6 protein-coding genes are annotated in these 13,788 nt (G+C 58.6%); 3 read left to right on the top strand and 3 right to left on the bottom strand.

The window, feature by feature from the left end; translation table 11 throughout:
* Positions 1–111 precede the first annotated feature (111 nt).
* The 3 genes from JX552_RS26935 to JX552_RS26925 are packed head-to-tail and all read left to right on the top strand — an operon-like array spanning position 112 to position 4,185.
* Positions 112–1,905: an AAA family ATPase gene (locus JX552_RS26935; protein WP_205874826.1), complete on the top strand. Its 1,794-nt coding sequence runs from the start codon at positions 112–114 to the stop codon at positions 1,903–1,905.
* A complete protein-coding gene (locus JX552_RS26930; protein WP_205874825.1) occupies positions 1,902–2,774 on the top strand; it encodes a GHKL domain-containing protein in 873 nt (290 codons plus the stop codon). Before JX552_RS26935 ends, JX552_RS26930 begins: the two co-directional genes overlap by 4 nt.
* 10 nt (positions 2,775–2,784) lie before the next feature.
* The gene (locus JX552_RS26925) at positions 2,785–4,185 is read left to right on the top strand and encodes a response regulator (RefSeq protein WP_205874824.1); all 1,401 of its coding nucleotides are present in this window, start codon (positions 2,785–2,787) and stop codon (positions 4,183–4,185) included.
* Between the two features lie 32 nt (positions 4,186–4,217).
* Here the strand turns inward: JX552_RS26925 and JX552_RS26920 are convergent, their stop codons facing one another.
* The 3 genes from JX552_RS26920 to JX552_RS26910 are packed head-to-tail and all read right to left on the bottom strand — an operon-like array spanning position 4,218 to position 13,715.
* Positions 4,218–7,544 carry a DUF499 family protein gene (locus tag JX552_RS26920; protein WP_205874823.1) on the bottom strand — a complete coding sequence of 1,109 codons (3,327 nt, stop codon included), beginning with the start codon at positions 7,542–7,544 and terminating at the stop codon, positions 4,218–4,220.
* 1 nt (position 7,545) lies between these two features.
* A complete protein-coding gene (locus tag JX552_RS26915) occupies positions 7,546–10,305 on the bottom strand; it encodes a DUF1156 domain-containing protein (RefSeq protein ID WP_205874822.1) in 2,760 nt (919 codons plus the stop codon).
* A complete protein-coding gene (locus JX552_RS26910; protein ID WP_205874821.1) occupies positions 10,305–13,715 on the bottom strand; it encodes a DUF8742 domain-containing protein in 3,411 nt (1,136 codons plus the stop codon). Before JX552_RS26910 ends, JX552_RS26915 begins: the two co-directional genes overlap by 1 nt.
* Between the last annotated feature and the right edge of the window lie 73 nt (positions 13,716–13,788).

Below are 13,788 nucleotides of genomic sequence, written 5' to 3'. Positions count from 1 at the left end.
CAGCACTCCATAATCTGTGAGAGGCGCGGCACTTCACTCTCCGCGATCTGCCTCTCGATAAGCAAAGATGCAAGCGTGTGGATATCTCGTCTGAGGATTACGGGTGGCTTCTTGGAGGGCCTCGATGTGCGCCTCGAGTCCGGTCTGAATGTCGTGATCGGCGCGCGGGGGGCGGGCAAGACAACCCTGCTGGAGTTGATCGGACACGCCCTCGGCACTTCGCACGCAGACCAGAAGCGCAATGATGCCGAGGTCCGCCGAGTTCGGTCGATGCTCGGAGACGGCGAAGTCGTCTTGGACATCGAGGACGGAGATTCGTCTTACCGGCTGGTGGTAGACGCCGAAGGTGGAGGGCGGCGTCCTGAATTTGCAGAGACGGCCTTGGTACTGGGCCAGAATGAGCTCGAGTCAATTGCATCGGACGCCGATAGCAGGCTTCGGTTGATCGACTTTCGCGCGAAATCGGAAATCGGCGATAGTGACATCGATGAGATCGCATCGATCACTCAGCAGCTCTTCGCACTGGGTATCGAGATTCGTGAGATCGAGGAACGAACCAGCCTACGGTCACTTCTTCAATCAGATCTCGCTAACCTGGCCAACGAGGAAAAAATCCTCATGTCTGACGCTTCAGCGTCACTCACCACCCAACGAGAAATATTACGCACCCTCGAGAACACGCTTCTAGAAATTCAATCTCAGCAGAATGTTTCGGAATACGCAGTTAGTTCAATTAATGATCTAACTCAGACCTACGAAACACTTCTCGACCAGGCAAATAGACTGCTCGATATTCCTCTACCCCCTGATGATATTACCCGCGTTCGGCCCTCACTCGTCGAATTTCAAGCGTCAGTCGTCTCACTAAACGCGCACATCGATGCTGCTTCAGAGCGGTTGAATCAGTCGAGAGCCAGGCGTGCAGCACTGGAACTTGAGCTTCGCGCACAGGCCGAGCCGATCAGAAGCGACCTGAACACGGCGGAGCGAGGGCTTGGCGAGCTGACGACAAAGATACGGAAAGTTCGCGCCGAGCTTGAACGTCTAGACGCCGAGAAAGCTAGATCTGAGGAGCTAACCGCCCGGTACAACTTACTCCACGCCCAGCGCGACCGTCTGCTCGACAGGGCCGAACAAGCCGACGAAGAGTTGTATTTGCGTCGGAGAGATATTGCGAGCGCGGTATCCCAGGACCTGACCTCGCGAATCACAGTTGCGATTGAACACCTCGCCGATTCCCGGGCTTTTCGGGACCTTTTAATCACCTCGCTCCAAGGCAGTGGGATGCGGTATGGCTCCATCGCCGATATTTTCTCGAAAAATCTCCTCCCGCGGCAGCTCCTTGACTTTGTCGAGCGCGGGGATATCGACGCGGCTAGTGCCGCGACCGAACTGTCGACTGATCGCGTCAGCCGAGCTCTGGACGCGCTCCGTAATTCCGAAACCTTATCGGCTTTGTCGATCATTAAACTCGATGACATGGCCGATTTCTTACTGCAAGACGGCTCCATGCAAAAAAGCGTCGAAACACTATCAACTGGCCAGAAATGTGCTGTTACATTGCCAATTCTCCTAACTGAACATGCACGCCCCTTGTTATTGGATCAGCCCGAAGACCATCTTGATAACGCTTTCCTTGTCGACACAGTCGTCGTCGGGCTGAATAAGCGCAGTGTGTCTAATGCCCAAACGGTGATAGCGACACACAATGCCAACATCCCCGTGCTTGGGTCTGCTGCGAAAGTTGTCCAACTTGTTAGCGACGGGCGGCGTGGTGAAGTCGAGGCGTCGGGGTCTTACGATGCACCAGCGGTTGTTGACGCTATCACCAAGCTAATGGAGGGTGGCGAAGACGCGTTCAGACGCCGCGCTCAGTTTTACCGTGATCACGGATTTGATACGTGAACGAGGACGAATTTCTGCGGAAGCTCGCATCAGAACTGCCTTCGGAGAGGATGCGTGCAATCCAATGGGCGGTTGAGGAAAACCTCGACCCGAGATTCCGCAGTCGGCTGATTGAGGCCGCGGCTCACGAAGGTGTCCCGCGTATTCGTCGGGCCATTGATGTCGCTTTAAGAAGGATCGACGATAAAGAAGCTCAATCGCAACATTCAATTGAGCATCCGACAGATCGCGACGCAGACACGACGGCAATACTCGAAGAGTTATCCGGCATCATCCGGCATGAGATGCAACCCGCGATCGGCTGGGTACGTTATTCTGCCGACAAAGAGTTGCCAGATTTTGATTCCAGCGCAACGAATAGCGCCATCGAAGCATTGCGGAGGCGCGTAGAAGGTTTGAGCAGTTTGGCTGCTGCTCATCGACTGCCGCAGCGGCAGCAGGTGTCACTTAGTGAGATTGTAAATGCGTGCATTTCGGACGAGTATCCCTCTTCAATGTTCACACTCGAACTTCCCGAGGAGTCGTCTGATGGAATCTTCACTGACCCTGGACTTCTGATGCTAATTATGACCAACGCTATTCACAACGCTGTCGACGCGGCCCGTGAACTCAACACGAGTGAGGGTCAGATACTGATCGCAACTAATGTTGGCGATAGCACGTTCTGGATTACTATTCGAAATCGCTTCTTGGGTACGACTTTTGACTATACGAAAATATCTGCGACAGGTCGAACGAGCAAGAGGGGCCATCGTGGTCTCGGTACTCGAATCATTGAATTGGCCTCAAGCCGACTTGGATATGATTTCGACCTCTCCGCATCAGGCGGGACTGTGACGTTCTTACTCAGAGGGGGCAGATTTGCCTAGGTACGCAATCATGGTTGAAGACGATCAGGAACAGATTTACTTCAATCGGGCGGTGTTGTCAGAGCGGGGATTTGATGTAATGGTATTTGAAAACTACGAGGCCGCGGTAGAGGCCGTCGATGAGATCAAGCGGCCGGTGGATCTCGTGGTCTTGGATCGACGATTACCACGCTCTGCCTCGGACGAGCCGACAGATCAGACGGGCGACGATCTATTGAATGTCATGCTCGACAAGTTGCCCGACACCCCGTTTATCGTTTTTACCGGTCACACGGATTTCATACACGCACAATTCACTTTGAATAGAGGCGTTATTCCGGTTGGTCCGGCTGGAGAACACATTGTGAGGGTATATCCATTCGAGAAAGAACAAACGCTGGAATTTGGACGCTATATCGATGAGCTGAGAGGCTATCTCGACAGGCTCAGCGATATCCACGTTGACGGCGTGATCGGCGACGACCAGCCCAGAAGAATAAGCCGTCGACTGCTCAGATGTGTTGCGCGGCATTTCGGCGGCACATCGATTCGCGCAGTCCCCCTCACAGGCGGCTTGGGCGGCAAACTAGTGTGGTGGTGCCAGGTTGTAGACCGCCAGGGTCGGACCATCGCGTCAATTGTGGTCAAACAGTCCGACCGCATTCCAACCACCGCCACCGGAGGTCTAAGGTCGCTGCTGCCAGCACGATTCGTCGCCGCATCTGTCGCGTCGATAGGCGGTCTCTGTGATGCGCGGAATGCTCAAGTTTCGCAATTGGCCGGAAGCGAACCTCGGCCTTTACTCGACCTGATCCTCTCTGATGATCAACTTGCTTCACGCGGACTCGCGGAGATCACGCACGCAATGCGGGAGGCTCTTCATGGTGCTGCTGTCACACACACCCTGGAGGAACTCATGCGACCGCTGATCGCGTGGACCAAGGCACGTGATCTACTCGCCGGCGAAGGAATCGCTTGCCCAAGAGCGACGTTAGGGGTACCCACGACTATCGTCGCGCAGCATGGAGACCTGCATCCAGGCAACATATTGCTAGTGGGTGGCAGTCCAATTCTGATCGACTTTGACGACGAGAAGATGGCTTCTCGTCTCGTCGATCCGGTGACTGCGCTGCTATCGCCGTTATTTCATCGTGCGTCGCCGATTCGCGACGGGCAGTGGCCTACCCCTGATCAGTGCAGAGCGCTAGGTACTGAGCGCTTTCTTGACGATTGTCCAATACCTGAATGGGTTGGCGTTTGCCAAGATTGGCTAGCAGATGCCGCGACCAGTGACCGTGAGATATGGTCGATCGTTCTTGGCTACGCTGCCCGTCAGTTGAAGTATCCGGATGTAATTTCGAGCGCGGCCGCAAAGGGTCACGCAATCGCCTTGGGAACTGCGGCGGCCGAATTTTTTTCTGCGGACGAATGATTTTCGCTATCTGCGGTGGAGTTCTGTGAAGCTCACGTCTCTTCGAACCCCGACTGATCGAACTTCAACGTCTGCACATTCTCCGATATCGTCCGGATCTTGCTCTCGTCGAAGCCGTCCGCATCCGTGGCTTCGATCTCGATCTTCACGACGAGCGACGCGCCTGAGTCGCGTAGGTGCGAAAGGACTTCCTCGGCGACGTTCTTGAAATCCAGCGCAATCTTGTCGGAGCTGAGGGTCTTGACCCCGTAGAAGCGGGTCTTCGGCGGAGGAAATGCGATATCGACTGATGGCTTCGTGGTCTTGTCTACTTCAGGCGGCGTGGTGTCGTCACCCGGATATGGTGGCGGCTTCACCTCGGAGTCGCGCTGCTTCGCCGCGACGTCGGGGCGCACCAGCAGCAGTGAGTCTGTCGCTGCCGGGGCGGTGCCGCTGTCATCGGGTGTCCATAGCCCGATATAACGCTTTGCGGCCTCATCGAAGCCGGTGGCCAGTGCGAACGCATCTGTCTGCCAGATCATTGGCATGTCGACGATGCCTTCATCCAGCACTCGGCGGTCGCGCAAACGCGGCATGTACGGGTACTGGCTGTATAGCCGCCACAGCGCCCCGAGGGATACGTGGCCGTCCTTCCAGATCTGGGGAACCTTGCCAATCGCCAGTCGTATGGTGGCCGCGGCTTGGCGGATCGACAGGTCTCCGTCGTTGCCGAGCCGGCGTGATACCCGCTCTGCCAACGACTCCGACTGTCCTTCGACTTTTGTCTCGCGCACGATGAACGGAGCGCCGGCGTCGGGTTGCGACGGCACCAGTGCCCACGTAAATGTCTGTAGCAGGCGGGAATTCACCGTGCCATCGGCCTGGGACTGTCGCTGGGTCGCCTGGTTCCTCTGGTTCTGAGTCAGGTCAAGGTCGACTTCGTTATTCAGTACATGTGCCCAGCCCAGGTACTCGCGTACCGCGGAGTCGAGTTCATCGAGGCGTGCCTCATCGGCGGCCAGATATACGAGCATGTTGCGGCTGGTTCTGTGGGAGGTACCGCGGTGCTCTGTGGCGTTCTTGGCGAATTCCCTTGCGGCTGAATCGGTTCCCCGTTTGTGAGCGACCTTGGGATGCAGGATGACCAGGCGCGCCTCGTCGGTGTCAGGGATGTCGGCGTTGGTTTCGGGGCACACATGCACCCCGGCGAAATCGCCACGCGTTTTTGCCTGACTCTGCAAGCGCCGCGCTATTTCCGCCCATACATCTTCTTTGTGGAGACGCTCGGCCTGATCCTTGGCAGTGCGGGTGATGTTGGCGTGCAGGTCGTACCAGTATTTGCCGGAGCCGGAGTAGAAGTACGTTGCACGGTCTCCGAGCTGTGTGAGAGCGGAGTGGAAGTTACCCGGCACGTCACCGGGCACTGCGGTACCTAGGAATACGCGTTGGGTTTCGATCCCCTTGTGGGCTGACCCGATCGTGGGTGCGGCACCGAAGAAAACCGTGCGGGCGAGGCGTTTTGTCAACGACCGCTGGCCGAAGAGTGGTTTGTCCTTATCGATCCGCGCCGGTTCTGAATGGGGTCCATCGACATCGGCATCTATGACCGCCTTCCATGAGTCATGGAGATACTGGGTGAGTTCCTGGTTCACGCTCGCGGTGGCAATCGGAATCGATCCGGGCATGATCAACGGTGAAGCGTCTTCTCCGGACCACAGTGCGTGGATTACCGTACTCATCAATCGCAACACGCCCCGGGTCCGCTGGAAGCGCTCCAGCGATGACCACTCCTCGTAGAGCCGGTCGAACAGCTCAGGATGAATGGGATATGTCCGTTTGATCCGGTCTTCGTATGTTGTATCTCGGGAGTCTCGGGGGAAGTCATCGCTGTACTTGCGGTACATGTCGATATACGCCCGGGCTGTCGCGCCGATGGCGGCAAGTGCTGCCGCATCAGGTTGCTTGAATAATCGTTGCCGCACAATCTGATACGCCTCGGTGGATGAGGCTGGTCGCCACTGGTCGGCAACACGTCGCACTACGTTCTGCAAGCGCTTCAACGCTTCCAAACCGTGTGCCCCACCGACCTCCTCGGCACTTCCAGCGATGGCCTCGGTGTCGTCGCCGGACTCGGATGCGGGAATAGAGATCACCAGTAAGACACCGGATGTGCCTTTGGTGGCTTCAGTCAGCGACTGAGCGAAGGTGAACTGATCGTCGAAAGTACCGCCGGCCAAGTCGTCACGACCGACCAATGATCTCGCATAAGCCACCCATTCGTCGATAAGGATGACGGCCGGCGCATATTTCGCCAAAAGATCGTGCAGCGCATCACCCGGCGTGGTGCGGTTAGCATCGGCCTTGGCCACAAGCGCAAACGCATCCGGCCCGCCGAGCTGCCAGGCTAGTTCGCCCCAGATGGTGTTGATCTGGGTGCCGTCGTCTTTGGTCACGCCGGCAGGGCTGAAGTGGTTGCCGACGATGGCAACGCGATTGACATTGCTGCCGGTGTAGCTGTTCTTCGTGAGCAGCTCCTGAGTCTCCTGGGGGAACTCGCCGACTGGCAGGCCAGCTGCGACGTGCCACAGCGCGAGCATTGAGTGAGTCTTGCCGCCACCAAAATTGGTTTGCAGGTTAATGACTGGGGGAGCGTTGTCGTCGCCGGAGAGGCGGCGTACCGCTCGCCCGACCAGATCGGTTAATCCCTCCGTGAGGTAGGTGCGGCGAAAAAACTCGACAGCGTCGGCATAGTCGACGTCCTGCTCGCCGCCGAAAGCCACTTTGTATAAGTCGGCGGCAAATTCGGATGCGGCGAAGTTTCCAGTGGCGACGTCATCGTGGGGCGGCAGAACTTCGCGCCATGGTTTAAGGCCGGTGGACTCGGGGTTGTCGACAGCGGCTTTGAGGACTTTTTTGTCGTCCTTGTCGGCGGCGACCCGGCGTAGGTTGAGTCGGATGGCTTGCAACTCGGTTGCCTCGTCGGTTGCATTGATCAGTCTGAGCAGCCGCTCGCCTGTGTCGAGGGCTCTATAAGCATCGTCGTCGGTGAAGGTTCCGTTGTGCGCCCAATTGTTTCGGACTTCGCGCAGCTCAATTGCGAAGGATTCACCAGCTTTGCCCAGCTTCTTGCTGAAGGGATACCAGCCCTTCTTGAACCCCGAAGTGATGTTCGACTCGGTGAGGAGACGAAACTGCACCTGTGGGTCGTGAGCGCTGTACGTTTTCGTGCCGGATGCCCCATCTTTGGCTTGCACGAGTTTCGGCCAGGCCGCACCGACCGCCGGGTCGCCCTGTCCAATCACTAGGGAGATGAAGTCGTCCAGAGGTGGTGCGATGATCTCGAACATCTTGTTGATGCGGTCACGGTTGCTCAGTGCCATCTCAGTCTGCGTCTTCCTCGAAATCGAATGAGCCCTGGGAGGTTGTCGGCTTTTCCGACCGGGCGGCGGCAATGATCTCCGGCCAGCTGGTGACCAGGCTGTTGAAGCTGAGTGCATCCTTGGTCCAGCTGTTGGCCTCAGCGATCCGGAACAGCAAGTGCGCGAGTTCCTTGACCAGGTCGGCATCGATCGCACCGTCTGGACGGGACAGCGCAGTGCGCAAGAAGTTGCCCGCGGGGGTAATGCCGTCCTCCTCAAGCAGCTTGACGAGGTGGTGCAGTGCTTCCCAGTTGCTGGTGTGAGGATCGACTAGGAGGTCGTAACCCGCATCGAGATCTGCCGGTCTAACCAACGCAACCTCCCCTGCACGCGACATCAGAATCCCGTCACGATCCATGGAGTTAACGCTGGTATTCCGCGCGCGCGCGAGGTTGTCGGCATCACCAAATTTTCCTGTGCCATAGCCGTGCTGGCGGTACCAGGCGATGGCAAAGCGGCTTGTCGCGTCGAAGTCTCCTTCTTGCTCGTTCAAAACTTGATCAAGTATCGCGTTGATGCGAGCTAATGCGGATCCGACGGACATGGTTGAGCCGTCGGGCTCGAGAACGTCTTTATAGGAGCTGAACACGCTCATGCCTGGCCCAATTGCTGCCTGCGGAAGGTCGACCGGAGCAATTCGTCCCTGCTGCAGTTTGCGCAACGCTGTCGGGAGCTCGCGTTCAAGATGGGCGATAAACTCGCGGCGGCTCGTCCGCGGTGCCGTGATGGCACGCGGACGTAGGGACAAGACAATCGAAGACGCCAAGGCATTCGACGAAATGTCCCTCATTCGTCCACCGCGTTCACTTCTTAGCGGCCAGGTTCCCGTGATCTGCCAACCGCTTCGAATCATACTTTCTAGCAGGACTTCCCAGCCGGTTGGCACGTATCCCGACTCACTGCTTTCAGTTTGTCTGAAGGCGTAGTACACCGTGATCGGGGCATTGGGGTAGGCCGTTTTTCGGGCCTTTGTGAATATTCGTTCGAAGCCATGTTTAAAGAACTCGCTAGCGCCGTCACGGCCACCATGTCGATAGGGATTAGCCACTAGTTCGTCTGCCTTCGGAACAAGCATTGTTGAAAACAACGTGGGATAGATTTTTTTCAGCGAGCGTCGTAGCCAGACGTAGAAGAAGTCCGATAAATCGGAGTATTGAACGTAGTCGTAGTACGGCGGGTCCGTTGAAATCAGGCACCCATCGAACTTTGCTTTTGCGGCGTCACATTGTGTTACCTGCCCGGGGTGCGTTGTGTTCAGTTTCTCGAATGATTCGCTGACCACTTTCACAGATCGAGTCCATCCGCCCCCAATCTCGGACAGTGGGTTCAATTCGGTGAAATTCCATGCCATCGGGATTGCCTGAAGGGCAAACAGATTCTTGGGCCGATCTTCCTGTGGATACCAGGGTGCTAAAGAGTTCGAGTAATCTGCCACTTTACTCAGCGACATTGCTAGCAACGTTGCGATGGCTGCTGCTTGCGAGGTGGAACCGCCGTCAGCGATGACTTTGCTCTGCACCTCACCAACGAGATCCGAGAACCCAATCAGCGCAGTCAACTGCCTCGCAGTGAATAGATCCGAGTACTGCTCAAACCCGTACCCTTGCACGCGGAACCCAAGTGCTTGTTCTGGAAGATCGCCAGCCGGCGCGCTGTCCGGCACGTTGATCAATGCGGCTGCCTCGTGGGCTTTCGTCGGTGGCGTGTACTCGCGGCCACGTTGCCCTTCGACGACGATCGCAGTTAGGCGCTGCGACAAACGTCCACCCTGTCCCTCGGCGCGGATGTAATTCAATGGAATTGCTGCTGAACAGGCAACGCATCGCGCACCTTGTCGGCCGATGGTCCCATCGTTGGCGGCGGTGGGAGCCCCGGCTTTGCCGTGACGCAGCTCAAATTGCACGCGCTTGCCGCAGCTATCGTTGGGATCGGCGACAATCTGGGGTTCGACGTAGCACTCTCGCCCTTTGCGTTTCGAAACCCACCATGTATGAGTCAAGGGTGTTTCGATTCGGCACGCTGGGTTTGGGCACCGTGCGGTACGTGCCCACAGCCATGCAATTACCTGCTTTCCCTCGACGCTCGGATACTGGTCACCGAATCGCGCTACGGCTTGATCCCGTAGCCAGGATCCGTACGCCCGGACATCTGCAGCAAGTCCTTCGGCGGCCTTCCACGTCCGAATCTCCGATTCAGCGAGACCGGGGTACAACGGCGGCTGATCGCAGAACCCTGGAACGAGTTCAATGAGTACCTTGCATATGAGCACGGCGATAGGGTTGAGGTCGGAGGCGTGAGCTTGCAGCCCCAGCCGTTGTGCCTCTAACGGAATGGTGCCGCCCCCCGCGAAAGGATCCAATATTGGTGGAGGATTTCCATCGGTCGACTTGTGGATCTCAGTATGAGCTTCTTTTAACAGCTCGTCGTTACTCGCGTTCTCCCACACAACGAGGCGCTCGATCAACGAATGCAGGCGCTCTCGCTCCTTGCGCTGCAACTCCTCGGTGGGAAATTCTTCGGGACGTGCGGACGGATCGTCAACGAGTTGGGCGAAGAGTATAGCTCTCGCCGCGGCGAGCGGCTTCTGGGTCCACCATTTATGGACTGAAGAAGGATTCCCCTTGTAGATGTAGTTCTCCCGTGTGGACTCCCGATTTATTGCCTCCAGTGGAAGCGCAACCTCTATCAGCTTGCGCTTCTGCGCGGTCTTCTGTGTTTTCATCAAAACGGCTCCGATCCGCGTGCCCACATTTTCGCCCAATCGCCGCGGATACCGGTCGAGTCGAAATCGCCGAGATCGGTTGTTGCGAACGGGTCGTCGAGATACCGCACCTCGTCGTGCTGCACCCCACGCGGATCGACCGTCACCAGGGCGAGCCGGTACCGGGGCGCTGCGTTCTTGCCGACCATTACCTCGTTGTGGGTGACGAAGAAGTCTTTTGCGCGGTCGATGCGCGCCTTGACTTCGATGCGGTAGGTGTCACCATTGGGCGCATACGATAGGACGTCAAAACCCTTGTTGTTGAAGGCCTGTTCGACCGGGGTGCGCCCGAGCTGTCGTTCTCGGGCGAGCACCAGGTCCACTCCGCGGCGTTCGACTTCTTTAGTTTCCTTCGCATGGATCGGCGCCGTCGCTGGCAGATCTGCTTCAAGCATCCTGACCGGCAGAACGAGCGCCGCAGTGAGGATGCGTGGCGGCTTTGTCGACATCTGCGCCTGCTGATCGACGGTTGCCAACCGCCTGCGCAGCCGGGCGTCCAGCTCGACGGCTTTGCGGTTCAAGCTTTCAGCCGACTCCTTAGCCTTCTCACCGGCTTGCTCCTTCTCGGCAGCAACCGTCGCATCAAGGATTAGTCGATCTCGTTCGTGTTCAAGGCGTTTCGTGACTAGCTCGCGAGTCTTGGTCAATTCGGCGGCACGCCTGGGCTGCACCTCGGCCAGGTACGCCGGGAGCTGGTTGGCGATGATCCAACTGATCGCCCGGTCTTCTGCGTCGGCTAGCCATGGGAGCTGCCGCGCGGCCAGCACCACCGACACGTCGGGGGCGGCCACGCAGTCAAGGTAGGGCGCTGGGCCGGCCGGGCTCACCGTGCCCATGCTGTCGACATAGGCGTACCCGAACCGTCGCGACACTGTCGCGCCAGTCGCGTCGGCGACCTCCTCGACCACACCAACCAGCAGGTGCGGTTCCTCCAGCGTGGAGGACACCAACACGGTGCCGCTGTTCAAGACAGCGCCGTGGCGGCGAATCGCCTCATCCATCACCGCGTCGTGCAGCGGATGTCCGGGCGCGAGCAGGTCAGCACGGACCAGTCCGTCGGGCTGGACTTGCCCGAGGTCGAATGTGACTCGGTCGTACCTGGTGGCAATCGGCCCGAACTTGCCTGACCGGACCTGTGCAGGGACGTTCGCGATTTCGTAGCGGCCCCGCTCACGTTTGACGATGCGCCCGCCCAGCCTGGTAAATGCAGACTTGAAAGCCAACTCGATGTAGTGCGGCTGGAGCCGGCGTGCTCGGGCTTCGTCCATCGCAGCGCGCAGCTCCTCCAGGTCGGCCTCGGCGAGATGTTCAGAAGCTAGGGAACGTTCTTCGAGCAATTCTTTCAACCCTTCGGACACCTGCCCGTCGATCACCTCGTGCATCTTCGCCTTCACCTCGGGCTGATCGCCGTAGCGGATCGCTTGCAGCAGCAGGTCCCGCAACGAAGTTTCGGCAAACGCCTCTCCGAGTACGTCGAAAACCTTGCCGCCATAGGCCTTTCGCTGTTCTTCGATCTTTACCAGCAACCGCACAAACACGTCACCTTCGCGAGTGTTGCTCGCAACCAGGTTCCACAGTCGACACACTTCCTCTTGGCCGATCCGATGGATGCGGCCGAAGCGCTGCTCGATGCGGTTGGGGTTCCACGGCAGGTCGTAGTTGACCATCAGATGCGCGGCCTGCAGGTTTAGACCCTCGCCGGCGGCGTCAGTGGCCAGCAGGATCTGACAGCCGCGATTCTTGGTGAACTCCTCGGTGATCACTCGGCGTTCCAGCCGGCGAACACCGCCGTGGATGGCCTGCACCGCATCCGGCTTGCCGAGCAGCGAGCGGATCCTCGCGGTCAGGTAGTCCAACGTGTCGCGGTGCTCGGTGAAGATGATGAACTTGCGCGGCACCCCGTCCTTGTCGGTGGTCAGCGCGTTGTCCTGCAGGATCGTGCTCAGCTCGGTCCATTTGCGGTCGGTGCCCGAGTCGCGAACCTGCTTGGCGACGTTCGTCAGCTCGGCGAGTTCGAGCAGCTCGGCGTCGAGTTCCTCGACGGTTTGGGCGGCGGTGGCGGCGTCGAGCAGCTCTTCCTCAAGCTCTTCGATTTCGTCGGCGTTGTACTCGTCAGCGTCTAGGGCGCTGACGTCGATACTGGGGTCCTTCTCGACGTAGGTGCCGTTGAGGATCTCTTGCTTCTTGCGTTCCAGGCGCTCGGTGCGGCGGACGAGGCTGCGGTAGATGGCCTCGGGGCTGGAAGCAAGTCGGCGTTGCAGCACGGTGAGGGCGAAGCCTACGGTGTTCTTGCGCTTGCCGCCGACCCGGTCGGCGCGGTTCATGCCCTCGCGGACGTAGGCGGTGACCTGTTCGTACAGTTCGTATTCCAGCGCGGTGAGCTCATAGGGGACGGTTTCGGCGATGCGTTCGGGGAAGAGTTTCTTGCCCTCAAAGGTGAGCAGGTCTTCCTTGACCATTCGGCGCATGATGCCGCTGGTGTCGGCGGTCTTCTTATGCTTGCCTTCGAAGCGGTCGCGGTCCAGCAGGGTGAGGAAGAGCTGGAAGTCTTCTTCCTTGCCGGAGTGCGGGGTGGCCGTCATCAGCAGCAGGTGGCGGGTGATGGAACCAAGCAGCTCGCCGAGCAGGAAGCGCTTCGTCTTTTCCAACTTGGCGCCGAAGTAGTGGGCGCCCATGCGGTGGGCCTCGTCAACGATCACCAAGTCCCACTCGGTGTCCTTGAGCTGCTTCTGCAGCTCCTCGTTGCGGGACAGCTGGTCCATGCGGGCGATCAGCAGCGGGTTGGTCTCGAACACGTTGAGGTTCACGTTGGCGTCGATCAGCTGATTGGTCAGCAGGTCGAAGCGCAGCCCGAATTTGAAGAACAGTTCGTCCTGCCACTGCTCGACCAGTCCGCCCGGTGCGACGATAAGGCACTGCTTGACGTCGTCGCGGAGAATCAGCTCTTTGATGTAGAGGCCGGCCATGATGGTTTTTCCGGCGCCCGGATCGTCAGCGAGCAGGAACCTCAACGGGGTGCGGGGGAGAAGCTCGCCGTAGACCGCGCGGATTTGATGCGGCAGCGGACGCACGTCGCTGGTGGCCACGGCGAGCATCGGGTCGAATAGGCCAGCCAGCTGGATGCGCTGAGCCTCGGCGACGAGTTTGAAGTCGGATGCGGCGGCATCGAAGGGTCGGCTGCCGGATTGGGCGATTGTCAGTGCATCCTGGTCCTTGCGAAACAGGACTTGTTGGCCAAGGTGACCTGCCGCGGTCTTGTAGGTCAGCTCAAGGGCATCGGTGCCGTGCCATTGGGTGGCGACGACCGTGATTACCGCGGCCGGGATCAACCCGTCGACACGCAGCCCCGGCTTGAGCTCCTCAAGCAGCACAGTGGCCTCCCCTCTCGATAGCCAAATTACGGTAGTCAAGGGGTCCGACAAGTGCGATGGCGTTGTTGGGGTT

The organism is Mycobacterium gordonae (assembly GCF_017086405.1).
GTDB lineage: Bacteria > Actinomycetota > Actinomycetes > Mycobacteriales > Mycobacteriaceae > Mycobacterium > Mycobacterium gordonae_D.
The sequence above is the reverse complement of the archived record's forward strand: the minus strand, read 5'-3'. Positions and strand labels throughout refer to the sequence as shown.